Annotated in this window: 15 protein-coding genes and 1 pseudogene; 12 read left to right on the forward strand and 4 right to left on the reverse strand. The window is 61.3% G+C overall.

Annotated elements, in window-relative coordinates:
- Positions 1–65: 65 nt before the first annotated feature.
- Positions 66–1,427: pseudogene (locus tag D5400_RS06010) on the reverse strand (glutamine synthetase family protein); the annotation flags it as partial.
- Positions 1,428–1,682: 255 nt separating this feature from the next.
- On the opposite strand from D5400_RS06010, the gene D5400_RS21935 reads away from it, so the two are divergent.
- The 6 genes from D5400_RS21935 (at position 1,683) to D5400_RS06040 (ending at position 6,850) form a co-directional block, all read left to right on the forward strand.
- A complete protein-coding gene (locus tag D5400_RS21935; RefSeq protein WP_126012834.1) occupies positions 1,683–1,769 on the forward strand; it encodes a small membrane protein YohP in 87 nt (28 codons plus the stop codon).
- A 299-nt stretch (positions 1,770–2,068) separates the two neighbouring features.
- Positions 2,069–2,668, forward strand: coding sequence for a hypothetical protein (locus tag D5400_RS06020; RefSeq protein ID WP_126008620.1), 600 nt, complete (start codon positions 2,069–2,071; stop codon positions 2,666–2,668).
- A gap of 21 nt (positions 2,669–2,689) precedes the next feature.
- Positions 2,690–4,699, forward strand: a complete 2,010-nt coding sequence (locus D5400_RS06025; protein ID WP_126008622.1) for a methyl-accepting chemotaxis protein — start codon at positions 2,690–2,692, stop codon at positions 4,697–4,699.
- Between the two features lie 123 nt (positions 4,700–4,822).
- Positions 4,823–5,572 (forward strand): phosphatase PAP2 family protein, encoded by a 750-nt coding sequence (locus tag D5400_RS06030; protein WP_126008624.1) that lies wholly within the window; start codon positions 4,823–4,825, stop codon positions 5,570–5,572.
- Positions 5,572–6,396, forward strand: a complete 825-nt coding sequence (locus tag D5400_RS06035; RefSeq protein WP_164527808.1) for a DUF1206 domain-containing protein — start codon at positions 5,572–5,574, stop codon at positions 6,394–6,396. Before D5400_RS06030 ends, D5400_RS06035 begins: the two co-directional genes overlap by 1 nt.
- Positions 6,365–6,850 carry a DUF4112 domain-containing protein gene (locus D5400_RS06040; RefSeq protein WP_126008628.1) on the forward strand — a complete coding sequence of 162 codons (486 nt, stop codon included), beginning with the start codon at positions 6,365–6,367 and terminating at the stop codon, positions 6,848–6,850. The genes D5400_RS06035 and D5400_RS06040 overlap by 32 nt, the downstream gene beginning before the upstream one ends.
- A 37-nt stretch (positions 6,851–6,887) precedes the next feature.
- Here D5400_RS06040 and D5400_RS06045 read toward each other — a convergent pair whose 3' ends face one another.
- On the reverse strand, positions 6,888–7,121 hold the full coding sequence (locus D5400_RS06045; protein WP_126008630.1) for an SMc00767 family acetate metabolism repressor: 234 nt from the start codon (positions 7,119–7,121) through the stop codon (positions 6,888–6,890).
- Positions 7,122–7,211: 90 nt separating this feature from the next.
- Positions 7,212–8,501, reverse strand: coding sequence for an isocitrate lyase (gene aceA, locus D5400_RS06050; RefSeq protein ID WP_126008632.1), 1,290 nt, complete (start codon positions 8,499–8,501; stop codon positions 7,212–7,214).
- 209 nt (positions 8,502–8,710) lie between these two features.
- On the opposite strand from aceA, the gene D5400_RS06055 reads away from it, so the two are divergent.
- The 5 genes from D5400_RS06055 to D5400_RS06075 all read left to right on the forward strand — a co-directional run bounded on the left by D5400_RS06055 (position 8,711) and on the right by D5400_RS06075 (position 14,359).
- On the forward strand, positions 8,711–10,153 hold the full coding sequence (locus D5400_RS06055; protein WP_126008634.1) for a helix-turn-helix domain-containing protein: 1,443 nt from the start codon (positions 8,711–8,713) through the stop codon (positions 10,151–10,153).
- 176 nt (positions 10,154–10,329) lie between these two features.
- Positions 10,330–11,421 (forward strand): polyamine ABC transporter substrate-binding protein, encoded by a 1,092-nt coding sequence (locus D5400_RS06060; RefSeq protein WP_126008636.1) that lies wholly within the window; start codon positions 10,330–10,332, stop codon positions 11,419–11,421.
- A 138-nt stretch (positions 11,422–11,559) separates the two neighbouring features.
- Positions 11,560–12,636, forward strand: a complete 1,077-nt coding sequence (locus D5400_RS06065) for an ABC transporter ATP-binding protein (RefSeq protein ID WP_425364912.1) — start codon at positions 11,560–11,562, stop codon at positions 12,634–12,636.
- 2 nt (positions 12,637–12,638) lie between these two features.
- A complete protein-coding gene (locus tag D5400_RS06070; RefSeq protein WP_126008640.1) occupies positions 12,639–13,544 on the forward strand; it encodes an ABC transporter permease subunit in 906 nt (301 codons plus the stop codon).
- Entirely contained in the window at positions 13,541–14,359 is an 819-nt protein-coding gene (locus tag D5400_RS06075) for an ABC transporter permease subunit (RefSeq protein ID WP_126008642.1), read from the forward strand. Before D5400_RS06070 ends, D5400_RS06075 begins: the two co-directional genes overlap by 4 nt.
- Before the next feature lie 48 nt (positions 14,360–14,407).
- Here the strand turns inward: D5400_RS06075 and D5400_RS06080 are convergent, their stop codons facing one another.
- Positions 14,408–16,264 carry an AsmA family protein gene (locus D5400_RS06080; RefSeq protein ID WP_126008644.1) on the reverse strand — a complete coding sequence of 619 codons (1,857 nt, stop codon included), beginning with the start codon at positions 16,262–16,264 and terminating at the stop codon, positions 14,408–14,410.
- Positions 16,265–16,501: 237 nt separating this feature from the next.
- Between D5400_RS06080 and D5400_RS06085 the strand changes: the two genes are divergently transcribed.
- Entirely contained in the window at positions 16,502–18,397 is a 1,896-nt protein-coding gene (locus tag D5400_RS06085) for an acetoacetate--CoA ligase (RefSeq protein ID WP_245451524.1), read from the forward strand.
- Positions 18,398–18,428: the final 31 nt, after the last annotated feature.

Below are 18,428 nucleotides of genomic sequence, written 5' to 3' on the forward strand. Positions count from 1 at the left end.
ATTGCCCTGCATTTTTTTTTCGCGTTTCCGAACGGTGAACCGGTCTCCACTTCACCTGGAAATGCTCAGACGTTCAGCAGGAGATATTCACGCTCCCACGGGCTGATGACCTGCATGAAGGTTTCGAATTCGCCACGCTTCAGCCCGCAATAGGTGGCGATGAAATCCGCGCCGAACACATCCTGGAATGCGGGTTCGCTTTCGAGCAGCGATACGGCTTCCAGAAGGCCGCGGGGGAGATCGACCGTCGTGCCCTCATTGGCAGTATGGGCCGTCGGTGCCGAAGGCTTCACCCCGCGCACCATGCCGAGATAGCCGCAGGCGAGCGACGCGGCGAGTGCCAGATAGGGGTTCGTATCCGAGGAGGGGAGGCGATTTTCCACGCGCCGTGCGCTTGGGTCGGAACTCGGCACGCGGAAGGCGGTGGTGCGGTTGTCGTAGCCCCACGCATTGTTGACGGGGCAGGCCATGTCCGGCGTCAGTCGGCGATAGGAGTTCACGTAAGGCGCCATCATGACCAGCGCCTTCGGCACGAAATGCTGCATGCCGCCGATGAAGGAGAAGAACTCCTGCGAGGCTTCGCCCTTCTCGTCTGCAAAGATGTTGCGCCCGGTCTGAAGATCGACCACCGATTGGTGGATATGCATCGCCGAACCCGCCTGGCCCTGCATCGGCTTGGCCATGAAGGTCGCGTACATGTTGTGGTTCAGCGCCGCCTCGCGCAGCGTGCGCTTGAAGAGAAAGACCTGATCGGCAAGCTCGATCGGATCGCCATGGCGCAGGTTGATTTCAAGCTGTGCCGGACCCTCTTCGTGGATCAGCGTATCGATCTCCAGGCCCTGCGCTTCGGAGAAATGATAGATGTCGTCGATCAGTTCGTCGAACTCGTTGACGCCGGCGATCGAATAGGACTGGCCACCGGCGATGGTGCGGCCCGATCGGCCTTTCGGCGGCTGCAGCGGGTAATCCGGATCGTCGTTCTTTGCGACCAGATAGAATTCGATCTCGGGCGCGACGACTGGCTGCCAGCCGCGCTCGCGGTAGAGACTGACCACGCGCTTCAACACATTGCGCGGCGTATAGCCGACCTCGTTCCCTTGGGTGTCGACGATGTCGCAAACGACCTGCGCCGTCGGGTCGGTTTCCCACGGAACGACGGACAGCGTCGACAGGTCCGGCACGAGCTTCAAGTCGCCATCGGTTGGGTCATAACGGAAGTCACCCGTTTCCTCTGGATACTCGCCAGAGATGGTATGTCGGAACAGGGCCGAGGGCAGCGACAGTGACGTGTTGGACGTGAATTTCGACGTCGGCATCATCTTGCCGCGTGGCACACCGGCAATGTCGGGCGTGATGCATTCGATATCTTCGATCCCACGCCACTTCAGCCATTCGCTGGCTTGCTTCCAGTCTTTCACACCACGCTTCTGGTCAATGAAGGCTGGCCGTTTGCGAGGACGTTCCGTCCGTGCTGCACCCGGATGAAGTTCGATTCTGGAAGGCATCAATCACCGTTTCAGTTTATGTCGATATGAGCATAGACCGGTGAAGTGACGGACGAAAGTCCTTGTGTCATCGCCTTCCCGATCGTTGCAGGTCGCGTCGATCGATCACGCGGCTGGATCAAATGCGGTGTTTGCGCGTTAATCCGGTCATCACGGGCAAGCAAAAGGATCACCTCCATGCTGAAATTCATCGGCGGTACTGTCGGCGTCATTTTCCTGATTGGGCTTCTGGTCGTCATCGGTCTTCTCAGCCTCATCTTCTGAGCCTTGACCAAACATCTTGCGACCCTAACGTGGGGCCGCAATGCCAAAGTCTACCGGCCCGTGTATTTTCGGGCCGGAGCCCCTAAATTTCTACTGAAAACGCGATCTCTCGCCTACACTTGTTAAGTCTTCGGCAAGCAGCGTTCCTCATCAGTTGTTGGAGGCTGCTGCGAGATTAGCTCTCGCGCCGACATGACGTCCCAGGCCGCGCCATCATGGGCATGTATAGTTGTCTGTGGGTGTGCAGTTTTCATCAATTCCACCTTGATTGATGCGCACCGGGTCAAAGGGGTGTGGGAATGTCGTTGCTCGCCATGAGCAGGGTTGCAGTGTACGCGGCGCTTTGGGGGGCTGCTTTTGCGCCCTTGTCCCAGGCATCCGCCAACGGAATTAATCACCGAGAGGCGGTCAAAGCATATTTTCAAGACAATCTGGCCGAGTGGGTCAAAAGCCCCGAGATCATCGAGGCCGTGCGCGCGCAAAATGGCGCGACAGCCGCATGGACGCAGGCTGAAATAGATGCCGCGGACGCCGAATGGCGCGTTGAAGTTGGTCAGATCCAGCGTCCTCAGATCGACGCCATGATTCAGAATTCCGTCTCGCAATTTCTGCGTCAGAAACAGTCTGCCGCCGACTGGATGATCGTCGAGATCATCGTGATGGATGGCAGGGGCCTCAATGTCGGCGTCAGCACGCCGACGTCGGATTACTGGCAAGGCGACGAAGCCAAGTTCCAGAAGACGTTTCTTCAGCCGGAAGCCGGCCTTTTCATCGACGACATCGAATACGAGCCCGATACGCACCTCGTTCTCAGTCAGGCGAACAGCGCAATTATCGATCCAGACACCGGCGAACCCATTGGAGCGCTCACGGTCTCTTTGAACCTGAACAAGCTCTGATCGCGCCAAAGGACAAACAACATGAAAGCTAACGTTTCCAAACCCGGTACGGTTGGTTTCCTCGGTCGGCTCTCGCTCACCACAAAACTTGCCGCGGTCATCATCGTTGTCAATCTCATCGGGCTCGGCGCCACGGTCTGGTGGCTTTATCAATCGGCCGAACACACGCTGCGCCAGGACGCATTCGCCAACTGGAGCCGTGAGGTGAAGGAAGTCGGCATGGTTGCAGCCGGCGGCGTGAAATGGAACGTGCCGGAAGCGATCGAAGATGCCTACAAGGGCTACACAACCTCCGACGAGCACGACCTGGTGCAGATCATCGTCTACAATGCGGCTGGTGCCGAAATGACTGCCTGGACACGCTCCGGTGCGGATGGCGCTGCAGCGCGCCGCGACATCGAAGCGATGATGGCGACACCGCCGCAAAATTCGGTCATCAACGACCTCCCGCTCGGTGACGGCAAGGTTACGATCATCGCGCCGCTGGAGCCGGACAGCGAAGGCAATCCGCGCGGTCATATCGCCACCGTCTGGAGCACGGCAAGCCTTCACGCAACGAGCGTTGCTTTCGGTCTGCAGACACTTGCCGTTCAGGGCGTCTCGATCCTCATCGTCGTCGGGCTCTTCCTGCTTGCGCTTCGGACCATCGTCACGCGTCCGCTCGGCGACCTCACGGCGCGCATCAAGCGGCTGGATGAAGGCGATCTCGAAACAGGCGTTCCGCACCGTGCCCGCACCGACACGGTCGGCGTGGTCGCCAATGCGCTGGAGTCTTTCCGCATCTCCGCCATGGAAAAGCGCGAAGCAGAGCTGGAAGCAACGCGCCAGCGCGCGGCCTTCGAGGCTGAGCGTGAACGCAACGAAACCGAGACGCTTCGCACGGCCAAGGCCCGCGAAGAGGCGATGGAAACGGTCGGTGATGCGCTGCGTCGCCTGGCACAGGGCGATCTCACCGTCCAGATCGAACAGATCGACCACGCATTTGCCTCGCTGCAGGAAGACTTCAATGCAGCGGTGAAATCGCTCGGCGAAACTTTGTCCGACATTACGGATGCCACGCAGTCGGTCAGCGGCAGCTCCGGTGAAATCGCAAAGGCGGCAGACGATCTGTCGCGTCGTACCGAGCAGCAGGCAGCGTCGCTTGAAGAAACCGCAGCGGCGCTCGACCAGATCACGCAGACGGTACGCGCCAGCGCTCAACGCGCCGAAGAAGCCGACCGCATGGTCGTTGACGCAACGACGGGAGCTCGCAATTCCCGTGCAGTGGTCGGCGATGCCATCACGGCGATGGAGCGGATCGAGACATCGTCGACGCAGATCAGCCAGATCATCGGCGTCATCGACGATATCGCCTTCCAGACCAACCTGCTGGCGCTCAACGCCGGTGTCGAGGCGGCGCGCGCCGGTGAAGCGGGCAAGGGCTTCGCCGTCGTTGCCCAGGAAGTTCGCGAGCTTGCCCAGCGTTCGGCCGCGGCCGCGAAGGAGATCAAGGACCTCATCCGCAAGTCGGGCGAGGAAGTCGGCATGGGGGTCGCGCATGTCAACAAGACCGGCGCGTCGCTCGAGCAGATCGAACGGCACGTGCACATGATCAAGGACCATATCGCAGCCATCGTCACGTCGGCGCGCGAGCAGTCCGCCGGTCTCCAGGAGATCAACACCGCCGTCAACCAGATGGACCAGGTGACCCAGCAGAACGCCGCCATGGTCGAGCAGACCAATGCCGCCTGTGTGAGCCTCGAGGAACAGGCACAGTCGCTGCGGGGTCTGGTCGGCCGCTTCGAAATGGCGGGCCGTGGATCTATGGTTTCGCAGGGCTATGAGCGCAGGGCTGCAAGTGCCGCGTCGTCGGCTCCCGTCTCGCGCCGGTCCACTGCACCTGTTCCAGTCCGGGCCAACGGCGCTACCGGCGCGACGCGGGAATCTCCCGCTAGGGCGCTTGGGCGCAAGCTGGCCGGTGCCTTCGGCGGCGGTGGTACGGCCGCAGCTGCGGCAGCATCCACGGAGGAGGATGGCTGGACCGAGTTCTGATCCCGCCACTTCGAGTGTAAATTCAAAGACGCCGGCGCCAAAATTGCGCCGGCGTCTGCCGTTTGAGGCGCGGCGGAACCGTTCAACATTCCATCCGTTCCAACGGATCGATTAGGGGCAACCATGCGACTGACAGAATTGCGTTCGGCAGTAACCTTGAAGGCTTTGTGGCCCATCGCCCTTTTGGCGGTGCTTGGCGCCGGCTTGTTTGTCTTTCTCGAGCTTGCCGAAGAGATCATGGAAGGCGAGGGGCTCGATTTCGACGAAAGCCTTCTACTGGCTTTGCGCAATCCTGCCGATACCAGCGATCCACTCGGTCCGCCCTGGCTTGAAGAGACAGCGCTGGAGCTGACTGCCTTGGGCGGCTATCCGATCATAGGGCTGCTCACACTTGCCGTTGCTGGCTATCTTGGTGTCGCAACGAGGCGCTGGGCTGCGTTCTACGTCCTCTTTTCCGTCGCCGGCGGCGCGATCCTTTCCACCGTGCTCAAGGCATTCTTCGAGCGGCCGCGGCCGGATATTGTCGAGCAACTGGATGTCATCCACACGGCGAGCTTCCCGAGCGGCCATGCGATGGTCGGGACTGTCACCTATCTCACGCTCGGCGCGCTGCTGATCCGTTATGCGCGCAGCCGTGCAGAGGTGATCTATGTCGCAACCGTCGTCTTCATCATCACCGTCACGATAGGGCTGACGCGCGTCTATCTCGGTGTCCACTGGCCGAGCGACGTTATTGCGGGATGGGCACTCGGATTGTCCTGGGCATCGATCGTCTGGTGCGCAATCGCATTGATCGAAAATCGTGCACGGCTTGCCGAACTCGGCGTTCAGGCCCGTGGCTATCTTCACCGCAACGACAAGGCCCCACTTTAATGGTATCTCCGCATCGCCACGTCTGGTTCAAGCCGTTCGCCCGAACAGGCTACGCCGCCCGTGGACTGGTCTACATCGTCATCGGTTTCTTCGCCGTCCTGGCCGCCATCGGCTCAGGCGAGCAGCAGGGTTCTCGCGACGCGCTTCGCACGATCCTCGACACGCCCTTTGGCGACGTAACCGCCATTCTGCTGATGTGCGGCATGGTTTCTTATCTCATCTGGCGCTTCATCCAGGCAATCTTCGATACCGACAAGCACGGGCTCGGCTTCAAGGGCGCGGCTATTCGCGGCGGTCTCATCGCATCGGGCGTGACCTACGGCATTCTCACAGTCTTTACATTCGGGCTATGGAACGGGTCGCAGGGCAATGACGGCGACGGTGGCGGTGGATCGCAGATCGTCGACTTCATCGTCTCCATCGTGGGCAGCCAGGCGGTGGCCTATGCATTGACGGCCGTCTTCATTGGCGTCGGCATCGCACATATCGCAAAGGCCGTGCGCAAGGGCTACGCTCGCCACTTCGAAGCACCGCAACGGGTGATGGACTTCGTGCATCCCATCGCGCGAACGGGTCTGACGGCGCGGGGCCTGTCATTTCTGGTCGTCGCGTTCCTGCTATTCTACCGGGGCCTCAATGCAGGAGGCGAAGGGTCGCCAACGCCCGGCGTCGAGGACGCGCTCAGTTTCGTTCAGGGGCTGCCATTCGGCGGCATCCTGCTGGGAGCGATGGGTGTTGGCCTCACGGCCTTTGCGGTCTACTCGATCCTCGAGGCCGTTTGGAGACGGATCAATGTCGAAGATGCCGATGCCATCGGGCGATAAGGTTGCCGATCACGACCGCACCAACGGGCCGGCGATCGCCGAGATTTTCGATAATACCCCGAAAGGTCGCGAACGGCGCGATCTCCTGCGACGGCTCGAACAGGTGGAGAAGCTGTTCGACCGCAATTTCAGCTTTTTCGGGATCCGTTTCGGCTGGGATGCGGTGCTCGGTCTCGTTCCCGTTGCGGGCGACACGGTGGCTGCCGGCGCTGCCGGCTGGATCTATTGGAAAGCGCAAAAGCTCGGCGTTCCGGGGCACATCAAACGCAAGATGGTCAGCAACATCGCGTTTGACTACATTTTCGGCTCCATCCCGGTCCTCGGCACGGTCGTCGACGTCGCCTTCAAGGCGAATACCCGCAATGTCCGCATGCTGAAGGAGCATCTTCTGGAAGAGGAAGAGCGCGAACGCGCGGCATGGGAAAAACAACGCAAAGGCCCGCCGGCCGCTTGAGCCGACGGGCTTTCGCCACGCATCGTGATGGTGGAGGTCAGCGGCTTTGCGTGACGATGACGGGGATCATCAGGTCGCCCCAATTTCCCTCTGAGTGATGACGGGCCGAGCGAACCAGTTCGACGGATACGCCGGCGTCGACGGCCTTCATGACGGACTGGTTGAGGCGGTGCAGGTCGTTGGCCAGCATGCGGATTGCGCTCTGCTGGTCGTCGCTCATGGCCGATGACTGCTCTTCAGCCCGTTCCTTGACGCGTGAGATCGATGCCATTTCGGTAATCTCCGTTTCCAGGCGCCTGAGGCGCAAATTGGTGGAAGGCTTGAGGCGTGGCGGCGGTACGTCGCCACACGGTTTCGAACTTTATTCAGCCGCCGGGCGGAACTGGGCGTGCTCGGTCGATTCACCCATGGCAGTGGTGGAGGAATTGCCGCCGGTGATCGCCATCGACACGGCGTCGAAATAGCCGGTGCCCACTTCGCGCTGGTGCTTGGTCGCCGTGTAGCCGTTTACTTCCGCCGCGAATTCCGCTTCCTGCAGCTCCGAATAGGCCGCCATCTGGCGATCCTTGTAGCCGCGGGCGAGTTCGAACATGCCGTAATTCAGCTGGTGGAAGCCGGCGAGCGTGATGAACTGGAACTTGTAGCCCATCGCGCCGAGTTCGCGCTGGAACTTGGCGATCGTCGCGTCGTCCAGATGCTTCTTCCAGTTGAACGAGGGCGAGCAATTGTAGGCGAGCATCTTGTTCGGATGCACCTTGTGCACGCCTTCGGCGAAACGACGGGCCTGATCGAGATCGGGCTTGGAGGTTTCGCACCAGATCATGTCCGCATGTTCGGCATAGGCGACTGCGCGGGCGATGCACGGCTCAAGGCCGTTCTTGACCCGGTAGAAGCCCTCCGTCGTGCGGCCCGCATCATAATCCACGAAGGGCTGGTCGCGCTCGTCGATGTCCGATGTCAGAAGCTTCGCGGCTTCCGCATCGGTGCGGGCGATGACGAGCGAGGGGACACCCAGCACGTCGGCTGCGAGACGAGCAGCATCCAGATTGCGGATGTGGGCCGCGGTCGGGATCAGGACTTTGCCGCCGAGATGGCCGCACTTCTTCTCGGATGCGAGCTGGTCTTCGAAGTGAACGCCGGCGGCGCCTGCCTCGATATAGGCCTTCATGATCTCGAAGGCGTTGAGCGGGCCGCCGAAGCCGGCTTCCGCATCGGCGACGATCGGGGCGAACCATGTGTCGACCGACAGGCCATTGCCTTCCGATGTTTCGATCTGGTCGGCGCGCTGCAGCGTCTTGTTGATCCGCTTGGCGAGCTCCGGGCCAGCATTGGCCGGGTAGAGCGACTGGTCGGGATACATGGCCGATGCCGTGTTGGCGTCTGCCGCGACCTGCCAGCCGGAGAGGTAGATGGCCTTGAGGCCAGCGCGGACCATCTGCATGGCCTGGTTGCCGGAAAGCGCGCCGAGCGCGTTGACGAAGTCATCCGAGCGGATGAGATCCCAAAGCCGGTTCGCACCGTTTTCGGCAAGCGTGTAGCGGATCTGCACCGAGCCACGCAGGCGCTTCACGTCCTCGGCCGAATAGGGGCGCTCGATGCCATCGAAGCGGCCTTCGGGAGCGGAAGGAACGAGGTTGTAAAAGTCTGTCATGGCACTTCTCCGACTGCTGGAGCGGCGATCTCTGTGCCGCTCCGTTGCGCTATGTTGATGTGACAAGGTTTACATTGCGCTGCGGTAGGTCGCCAGAAGATAAGGGCTGGCACGGTATTGAAAAGGGTCACGCTGTGCTTGAATTTACAAGTCGGTTCTGTAAATCTGTTAATTCTGTAAAGGCGACTGACATGTAAAGGTCTTCACAAATGGCCGATCAGAAGATTTTCGCCGGGCCGCGCGTGCGCCGGTTGCGCAACGGCATGGATATGACCCAGACGGCGATGGCCGAGGCGCTCGGCATATCGGCGTCCTATCTCAACCTGATCGAACGCAATCAGCGGCCGCTGACCGTCCAATTGCTCCTGAAGCTTTCCAGCACGTTCAAGATCGACCTCGATGCCCTGCAGGGTGAGACACCCGCATCGGTAACCGCGCTCAAGGAGGTTTTTTCCGATCCGCTTCTTGCCGGTGAGCTGCCCGGCGACCAGGAACTCATCGAGATCTCCGAGGCTGCGCCAAATGCGGCGGCGGGCATGGTGAAGCTCTATCGGGCCTATCGAGAGCAGGCGGAGCGCCTCTCCGATCTCTCCAGCCTGCTGGCGCGCGAGGGGCACGAGACGGTTGCCGCAGGTGCCAAGCTGCCGATCGATGTCGTGCGCGAAACGTTCGAGCGCCGGTCCAACCATTTTGCAGCCATCGACAAGGCTGCAGAGGTTTTTCATGACCGGCTGGCGCCTGGCGAGGATTTGACGGGTGCCATTCGGGCGTGGTTGAGCCGCGAACATGGGATCGTCGTGCGGGCCCTGCCGGTTCATGCGATGCCGAATCTGCGCCGTCGCTACGATCGGCATTCCATGCGGCTTTTTCTGTCGGAGCGTCTGTCGCCATTCGACCAGTTGCGCGAGGTTGCGATGGAGGCCTGCCAGCTGGCCTTGCGCGACGAGATCGGAGCTGCGCTCGATACGCTTGGTCTCGAAGGCGACGAAGCGCGTCGGCTCGCCCGTTTCGAGCTCGCGCGCTATGCTGCGCATGCGCTGATGATGCCTTATGGCGCCTTTCTCGCGGCAGCGCAGCGCGCGCGCTATGACATCGACGTTCTCAGATCCCGATTTCGCGTATCCTATGAGCATGTCGCAAACCGGATCACGACACTGCAGCGGCCCGGGCAGGAGGGCGTCCCCTTCTTCCTGCTGGAGATCGACAATGCGGGCCACAAGTTTCGGCGCTCGGGCGCCAAGGGCTATCCGCATGCGCGCTTCGGCGGTGATTGCCCGAAGCTCAACATTCACGCTGCCTTCTCACAGCCGGGGCAGATCCTCGTCGACGCCGTCGAACTCACCGATGGTGCCGAGTTTCTGGTCGTGTCGCGTACTCTGGAAGGGCCGCAGGCGGCCTTCAACGAGCGGGTGCGGCGCACTGCGTTGCTGCTTGGCTGCGACATAGGGTTTCGCGACGACATCATCTATGGTGGGGCTATCGAGACCAGGCGTGCGGCTGGATCCTCGGTGGGCCGGGAAACAACGAAAGTCGGTGCGGCGTGCCGCCTATGTGAGCGACAGGGTTGCCTTGCGCGCGCCGAGCCGCCAGTGACGCGGCCGCTTGGGCTCGACGAAATGGTGACCGGTCTCAGCGCTTTCGACTTTCAGTAAGTCCGGCGCGTGGACAGCATGCGCGGTGCTGCTTGGAAAGCGGGCGCCACTTGCCATCAATTTAAGCTTGTGAGGCCCGGCTTTCCCGCCTAGTTTTCAGCCAACAGAATGCCCCATCCATCAATCCCACAAAGACGGGCAAACGGGCAAAACGGACATACAGGGAAGCCTTGATCATGAAGAACAGCCGAGTTTTGAGCACAGTCGCAATCCTGCTTGCGGGATCGGTGGCTGCCGGAGCGCAAGACCGCGTGGTCAACGTCTTCAACTGGTCGGATTATATCGACGATGAAATCCTGGCGGAATTCACCGCTGAAACGGGCATTCGGGTCGTCTACGACGTCTATGATTCCAACGAGATGCTGGAGACCCGGCTGCTTGCGGGCGGTTCAGGCTACGATGTTGTCGTTCCCACCGCATCCTTCATGTCTCGGCAGATCGCTGCCGGCGTCTACCAGGAGCTCGACCAGTCGAAGCTCACCAATATCGGCAATATGTGGGACCTCGTGACCGAACGCACAGCGGTCTTCGATCCGGGCAATGCCTATTCGGTCAACTACATGTGGGGCACCAACGGCATCGGCTACAATGTCGGAAAGGTGCAGGAAATTCTCGGAGAGGACAGCATCGACAGCTGGTCCGTCGTGTTCGATCCGGAGATCGCCGCGCAGTTCGCCGATTGCGGCATTCACATGCTGGACTCGCCGATCGAAATCTTCCCGGCGATGCTTGCCTATCTCGGCCGTGATCCGAACTCGACGTCGGCCGAAGATATCGCCGCTGCTGAAGAAGCGCTGATGCAGATCCGGCCCTTTGTGGAGAAATTCCACTCGTCGGAATACATCAATGGCCTTGCCAACGGCGATATCTGCCTGGCGATCGGCTATTCGGGCGACGTTTTCCAAGCGCGCGACCGTGCCGCCGAAGCGGATGCGGGTGTCGAGGTCGGCTACGCGATCCCGGTCGAAGGTGCCGAAATGTGGTTCGACCAACTCGCCATCCCGGCCGATGCGCGCAATGTCGAGGAAGCGCACGAGTTCATCAATTATTTGATGCGTCCTGAAGTCATCGCCAAGGCCTCGAACTACGTCTACTACGCCAATGGCAACGAGGCTTCGCAGGAGTTTCTGGTGGAAGACGTGATCGGCGATCCGGCGATCTATCCGCCCGCCGAGGCGCAGGAAGCGCTCTTCACCAAGCCGCCCTATGACGCGCAGGCCAACCGCCTGATCACGCGCGCCTGGACGCGCGTCAAAAGCGGCCAATAATCACGATCCGCGGGCGCGGTCGGTCGCGCCCGCGCCCTTGGCCAACCGGCCGCAATTCACGGGCAGCAGAACCGCATGAGATCCCTTGGCAATATTCGGCGCTCGTTCGCGCCGTGGTCCGATCCGAACGCCAAGGCGATGATCTCTATTCGGAACGTGACGAAGCGTTTCGGTGACTTCACGGCGGTCGACAACCTTTCGCTGGACATTTACGAACGTGAGTTCTTCGCGCTTCTCGGCGCCTCGGGTTGCGGCAAGTCCACGCTGTTGCGCATGCTGGCCGGTTTCGAGACGCCGAACGAAGGTGCGATCCTTCTCGACGGTGTCGATCTGACGGGTGTGCCGCCCTATCGGCGCCCGCTCAACATGATGTTCCAGTCCTACGCGCTCTTTCCGCATATGACCGTTGCCGACAATGTCGGGTTCGGCCTGAAGCAGGAGAAGATGGCGAAGCCCGCCATCGCCGAGCGCGTCGCGCAGATGCTGAAGCTCGTGAAGATGTCGGAATTTGCCGGCCGCAAGCCGCATCAGTTGTCGGGTGGCCAGCGGCAGCGCGTGGCGCTCGCCCGGGCGCTCGCCAAGCAGCCGAAGGTGCTTCTGCTCGACGAGCCGCTCGGCGCGCTCGACAAGAAATTGCGCGAGGAAACGCAGTTCGAGCTGACCGATCTCCAATATGATCTTGGCCTGACTTTCGTGGTCGTCACGCACGACCAGGAGGAGGCGATGACCATGGCCGACCGCATCGCCGTCATGGATGCCGGGCAGATCCGCCAGGTGGCGACACCGGCCGAAGTGTATGAAGCACCGAATTCCCGGTTCGTCGCCGACTTCATCGGAAGCATCAATCTCTTCGACGGCGAAGTGACCCGTTCAGACGCGGCCTTGACGAAACTGCAGTCGCCGGAGGGCTTTGCACTGCGAATGGTGGATGGTCAGTCGCGCAGCATCGGCAGTCGTCTGACACTTGGACTGCGCCCTGAGAAGATCGCCGTCACCCATACGAAGCCAGATTCCGGCGTCAACGCGGTGGAAGGGGAGGTCTGGGATCTCGCCTATCTCGGCGACATGTCGATCTTCCACGTTAAGCTCGACAGCGGCAAGATCATCAAGGCCAGCGTCGTCAACGCGTCGCGCAGCGGCTCGGAGGTCTTCACCTATCACGATCGCGTCTGGCTATCCTTCGCCGAGGATGCCGGCGTCGTTCTGGAGCGCTGACGATGGGCGCTGCCGCACGCAGATGGCTTCTGATTGCCATTCCCTATCTCTGGCTGCTGATCTTCTTCCTCGTCCCGTTCTTCCTCGTCTTCAAGATCTCGTTTTCGCAGACCAACATCGCGATCCCGCCCTATCTGCCGGTGTTCGAGTGGACGGATGGGTTTGCGGTCTGGATGGAGAAGCTGCGGCAGCTCTCTCTCGACAACTATCTGTGGCTGACCCAAGACCCGCTCTACTTCAACGCCTATCTCTCGAGCCTCAAGATCGCCTTCATCTCGACTGTGCTGGCGCTCGCCATCGGCTATCCGCTCGCCTACGGCATGGCGCGCGCGCCGGCGCATTGGCGGCCGCTTTTGGTAATGCTGGTCATCCTGCCGTTCTGGACGAGCTTCTTGATCCGCGTCTACGCCTGGATCGGCATCCTGCGCCGTGAAGGACTGCTCAACCAGTTCCTGCAGTGGCTCGGCGTGATCGACCAGCCGCTCACCATCATCAACACCGACATCGCCGTCTATATCGGCATCGTCTACTCCTATCTGCCGTTCATGGTGCTGCCGCTCTATGCGGCGCTGGAGCGGATGGACGAGAGCCTGATCGAGGCGGCGCAGGATCTCGGCTGCACGCGCCTTGCGGCTTTCTGGAAAATCACGTTCCCGCTGTCGCTGCCGGGCATCGTGGCCGGATGCATGCTCGTGTTCATTCCGGCCGTCGGTGAATTCGTCATTCCAGATCTTCTTGGCGGGTCGGATACGCTGATGATCGGCCGCACGCTCTGGGTGGAATTCTTCTCCAACCGCGATTGGCCAGTGGCATCGGCGGTCGCCACGCTGCTTCTGCTGATCCTGGTCGTGCCGATCGTGATCTTTCAATACTATCAGGCGCGCACACGCGAGGCCGATACGCGATGAACAGGCACTGGTCCGGCTTCAACATCGTCTCCGTGGTGGTGGGCTTTGCCTTCCTCTACATCCCGATCATTCTGTTGATCATCTACTCGTTCAACGCGTCGCGTCTCGTCACCGTCTGGGCGGGATTTTCTACGCAGTGGTACGGCGAAATGCTGCGCAACCAGGCACTTCTCGACGCGGCATGGGTGACGCTGCGCGTCGCGCTCGTGTCGGCGACAGCGGCGACGTTGCTCGGAACGCTGGCAGCCGTGGTCCTCGTCCGGATCACGCGGTTCCGCGGTCGGTTGCTGTTTTCCGGCATGGTCTTCGCGCCGCTCGTCATGCCGGAAGTGATCACCGGCCTGTCGCTGCTGCTGCTCTTCATCGCGATGAATCTCGACCGCACGATCTTCACCGTCATGCTGGCGCACACCACGTTCTCCATGTGCTTCGTTGCGGTGGTGGTTCAATCACGGCTGGTGACGTTCGACCGGTCGCTCGAAGAAGCGGCGCAGGATCTTGGCTGCACGCCGCTCAAGGCGTTTTTGACGGTGACGTTGCCAGTGATCGCGCCGGCGGTCATCGCCGGCTGGATGCTCGCCTTCACGTTGTCGCTGGACGATCTCGTCATCGCGAGCTTCACGTCGGGCTCCGGCGCAACGACGCTGCCGATGCGCATCTACAGCCAGGTCAGGCTTGGCGTTACCCCGGAGATCAATGCGGTGTGCACGGTGCTGATCGCGCTGGTGACGACGGCAGTCATCATCGCTTCGGTGATCAACAAACGCAGCATGGTCCAGCGCGAGCGTGCCGAGCAGCTTGCCCGAGCCGGCTGAGGGTGGTCGACCCCAAGTCTTTGAGCGTGCAGATCCGCGCTGATCCCGTCAGTTGCCCATCACAGGCGAAATCACCGGGGCAGGCCAGGAGCCGCCGACGAAGAACCGCAAGGCCGGCGGAGCCGCGGGGGCTTCGGCACCCTCGGCGGCTTGAGCCGGCGCATCGGTGATCGCTCCCGACATGGCAAGACTGCCGCGATCGAATGGAATAAGGCCAGACAGCGCGACCGTCGTGTTTCCGGACAGGATCTCGGCCATGTCGATCTCCGCCGTGCCATTGGCGAAGGTGGTGGCGAAGCGTGCGGAGCGGAACGGCAACTCGCCTTCCGATGCGCGTGTGAGGCTGAAGAACCGTTCCTGGGAGGCCAGCGTGCGGAATGTCTGCAGGTTGAAGCCCGGGATCGATCCTTCGCCCATCGCCATTTCAAGCCGGCCCTGCAGGTCGCGTGCAGTCGTTGCCCAGACGGGGTTGGGCGAAGCGACGGTGAGATTGAGCGTGCCACGGCCGCGCGGCAGCGGACCTGTGACACCTACGGCCTGATAGGCGGCACCGAAATCGACGTTCTCGGCCGTAAGCTGGATTTCGCCGCCACCATCGAAACCGTTCTCCGATATGATGATACGGCCCATGATGTGGCCACCATAGGCGGAGGCATCGCCGATGTCGAACAAAGCGCGCCCGCGTTCGATCCGCGCGGCTGCTGCGAGATTTTGAAGTTCCAGCCGTCCGATGCGAGCGGTCTGTGCGGAAAAACGAAGATCAAGCCCGAGCTGACGCAGAAAACCCGTGTCGATCGACGGGGTCAGCTGTCCGCCATCGAGTGGCAGGGGCGCAAACGCGTTCAGGAACGCGCCGACGTCGAGCGCACTGTAGGCCAGGGTCCCGGAGATGGCCGGTGGCGCACCTTCGGTCCAATTGAGAGAAAGCGCTCCGATCCCACGATTGTTGTCGATGTCGAGCAGCACATTGGCTAGGTTCACCTGGCCCGCCGCAGCCTGAATTTCGGCCTCCAGCTCGAGCGCGCTGATCGCTTCTCCGGGCTTCAGTTCTGTCCCGGACCATTGCAGCGCACGGCGCACGGAGGGGCTGGCGAGTTCCAGATCCCCCACGAAGGATGGCGATGCTGAAGCGAGGTTTGCCGTGCCCGAGAGATTGAACGTCAGAAGCTCAGAGGACACGTTGAGCCGGAGCGGCGCCGGCGTGCCATTCAGCAGTTCGATCGGCCGCTCGGCATTGACAACCAGGCGCACGGGCTCGCCGCGCAGAACGCCGCCGAGTTCCAGCCGCGCTCCCATGCCGACCCGTGGCCAGACCAGATTGCCGTTGATCGCGCTGACGCTTTCGCTGCGATCGTTGCGTCTGTCATCGTAGAGAAGCGTGCCGTCGCGAAATTCGAGATTGCCGATCCGTGACATGTCGAAGGCGAAAGGCTGCGCCTCGGCTCCGCTGGTGCTCTCCAGCTCTTCGTCTGTCGCCGAAAGGTGGTCTGCATCATGCCAGTTGCTGACGCCGTTTTCGTCCAGCACCACACGTGCAACAGGGCGCTGCAGGGCAATGTCTGAGAACTCCGGACCACCGAGCACCACGGATGCCAGACCGAAATCGGCCTCGATGGTTTCTGCCGTCAGCAAAGGCTGTTCAGGATCGGAATCGGAATGGATCGTGACGTTGGTGATCTTGATGCTCGGAACCGGGAAGAAGACGATCTCCACGGCGGGATCGAAATCGACGCGGTGACTGGTCGCATCTTCCAGCTCGATGCGGAGATGTTCGCCGATCCGCTGCTCGGACACAAAGAGAGGGATACTCAGCGCGCCGCCGATGATGAGAGCGACGGCAAGGACAAGCACGAGGAGCCATCGGACGCGCCTGAAGCCTTGCCGGGATGTGTCGTCAGCGACCAAATGCGTGTTTCCGAAAAGCCGAATGCGATGATCCTGCCCTGTGGTTAGAGCCTCCTTTCCGCAAATGCAATCAAAGCGAAGGACGGGCAGCCGTGGGTCGCCGCTCCTTCAACAGCGGTCCGCACAATGCTATGCGGATATCGCGTGAGCCTCAGGGAGATGAATCAAGCGATGAAGACGGACGACAATCAATTGCTCTGGACGCCTTCGAGCGCTGACATCGACGCCAGCCGCATGATGGAATTCGCGCGCTTTGCCGGTGCGCGAGCCGACAAGACGTTTGATACGTTCGACGCGCTGCACGCATGGTCGGTCGCCGACATTCCTTCCTTCTGGTCGTCCGTATGGGACTATTTCGAGGTCAGGGGCGAGAAGGGCGAGACGCTGGCGGAGCATCTCGACCGGATGCCGGGAGCATCGTTCTTCCCGGATGCGCGGCTGAATTTCGCCGAAAACCTGCTGTCACGGACAGGTGGCGACGATGCGATCATCTTCCGCGGCGAAGACAAGATCGAAACGCGGCTCTCCTGGGATGAATTGCACGCGCTGGTGTCGCGCCTGCAGCAGGCCATGCGTGCCATGGGCATCGGAGCCGGTGACCGCGTGGCCGCGATGCTGCCGAACATGCCGGAAACCGTAGCGCTGATGCTGGCCGCCACATCGATCGGTGCCATCTGGTCGTCCTGTTCGCCGGATTTCGGCGAAAGAGGCGTGACCGACCGGTTCGGCCAGATTGAGCCAAAGCTGTTCATCGCCTGCGACGGCTACTGGTACAATGGAAAGAAGCAGGACGTTTCCGCCAAGCTCGTGCCGATCGAAGCGTCACTGGCGCCCGAGCTGACGCTGATCATTCCCTATCTCGGCAAGGCGGACGGCATCGCTGGCCAGCTGAAGAACGCGACCACACTGCCCCAATTCATCGCAGCCTATGAGCCGCAGGCCGTCACGTTCGAACGGCTGCCATTCGCGCACCCGCTTTATATCCTCTTCTCCTCCGGCACGACGGGCGTGCCCAAATGCATCATCCACTCCGCTGGAGGCATGCTGCTGCAGCACCTAAAGGAGCATGGTCTCCATTGCGGCATCCGGTCCGGGGAACGGCTATTCTATTTCACGACCTGCGGCTGGATGATGTGGAACTGGCTCGTCTCGGGCCTGGCAGTCGGGGCCACGCTTTGCCTTTACGATGGCTCGCCCTTTTATCCCGACGGAAACGTGCTGTTCGACTATGCCGCCGCCGAGCGCTTCGCCGTCTGCGGAACGTCGGCAAAGTTCATCGATGCGGTGCGCAAGGCTGACCTTGCGCCTGGCCGCGATCACGATCTGTCGGCACTGCGGCTGCTCACCTCCACCGGATCGCCGCTTTCGCCCGAAGGCTTCTCGTTTGTCTATGAGGAGATCAAGAGCGATCTGCATCTCGCATCGATTTCAGGCGGCACGGACATTTGCGCGTGTTTCGTGCTTGGTGTCCCGACGAAGCCCGTGTGGCGCGGCGAAATTCAAGGTCCGGGGCTCGGCATGGCGACGGATGTCTGGAACGACGACGGCAAGCCGATCGTCGGCGAGAAAGGCGAACTGATCTGCCACAAGCCGTTCCCTTCCATGCCGATCGGCTTCTGGAACGACACGAATGGCGCCAAGTACCACGAGGCCTATTTCGATCGCTTCGACAATGTCTGGTGCCACGGCGATTTTGCCGAGCGGACCGAGCATGGCGGGTTCGTCATTCATGGCCGATCCGATGCGACGCTCAACCCAGGTGGCGTACGGATCGGAACCGCCGAAATCTACAACATCGTCGAGCAGATGCCGGAGATCACCGAAGCGATCTGCATCGGCCAGGATTTCGATGGGGACGTGCGCGTCGTGCTCTTCGTGCGCATGGCGGATGGAAAGACCCTGTCGGAGGACCTTCAAAAGTCGATCCGCACGCGCATCCGCCAAGGCGCGTCGCCACGGCACGTGCCGGCAAAGATCATCGCCGTCAGCGACATTCCCCGCACGAAATCAGGCAAGATCACTGAACTGGCCGTGCGCGATGTCGTTCACGGCCGGCCGGTCAAGAACAAGGAGGCGCTCGCCAATCCGCAGGCGCTGGATCTGTTCATCGACCTGCCTGAACTCAGCAGCTGAAGCAGCCCGGCGGTAGCCGCCCCATTGAATG

This window comes from Georhizobium profundi (assembly GCF_003952725.1).
GTDB lineage: Bacteria > Pseudomonadota > Alphaproteobacteria > Rhizobiales > Rhizobiaceae > Georhizobium > Georhizobium profundi.

Bases quoted from the DNA above. Each gene is read 5' to 3' on its own strand.
- D5400_RS21935 (WP_126012834.1), top strand. From the start codon at position 1,683: ATGCTGAAATTCATCGGCGGTACTGTCGGCGTCATTTTCCTGATTGGG.
- D5400_RS06020 (WP_126008620.1), top strand. From the start codon at position 2,069: ATGTCGTTGCTCGCCATGAGCAGGGTTGCAGTGTACGCGGCGCTTTGG.
- D5400_RS06025 (WP_126008622.1), top strand. From the start codon at position 2,690: ATGAAAGCTAACGTTTCCAAACCCGGTACGGTTGGTTTCCTCGGTCGG.
- D5400_RS06030 (WP_126008624.1), top strand. From the start codon at position 4,823: ATGCGACTGACAGAATTGCGTTCGGCAGTAACCTTGAAGGCTTTGTGG.
- D5400_RS06035 (WP_164527808.1), top strand. From the start codon at position 5,572: ATGGTATCTCCGCATCGCCACGTCTGGTTCAAGCCGTTCGCCCGAACA.
- D5400_RS06040 (WP_126008628.1), top strand. From the start codon at position 6,365: ATGTCGAAGATGCCGATGCCATCGGGCGATAAGGTTGCCGATCACGAC.
- D5400_RS06045 (WP_126008630.1), bottom strand. From the start codon at position 7,121: ATGGCATCGATCTCACGCGTCAAGGAACGGGCTGAAGAGCAGTCATCG.
- aceA (WP_126008632.1), bottom strand. From the start codon at position 8,501: ATGACAGACTTTTACAACCTCGTTCCTTCCGCTCCCGAAGGCCGCTTC.
- D5400_RS06055 (WP_126008634.1), top strand. From the start codon at position 8,711: ATGGCCGATCAGAAGATTTTCGCCGGGCCGCGCGTGCGCCGGTTGCGC.
- D5400_RS06060 (WP_126008636.1), top strand. From the start codon at position 10,330: ATGAAGAACAGCCGAGTTTTGAGCACAGTCGCAATCCTGCTTGCGGGA.
- D5400_RS06065 (WP_425364912.1), top strand. From the start codon at position 11,560: ATGATCTCTATTCGGAACGTGACGAAGCGTTTCGGTGACTTCACGGCG.
- D5400_RS06070 (WP_126008640.1), top strand. From the start codon at position 12,639: ATGGGCGCTGCCGCACGCAGATGGCTTCTGATTGCCATTCCCTATCTC.
- D5400_RS06075 (WP_126008642.1), top strand. From the start codon at position 13,541: ATGAACAGGCACTGGTCCGGCTTCAACATCGTCTCCGTGGTGGTGGGC.
- D5400_RS06085 (WP_245451524.1), top strand. From the start codon at position 16,502: ATGGAATTCGCGCGCTTTGCCGGTGCGCGAGCCGACAAGACGTTTGAT.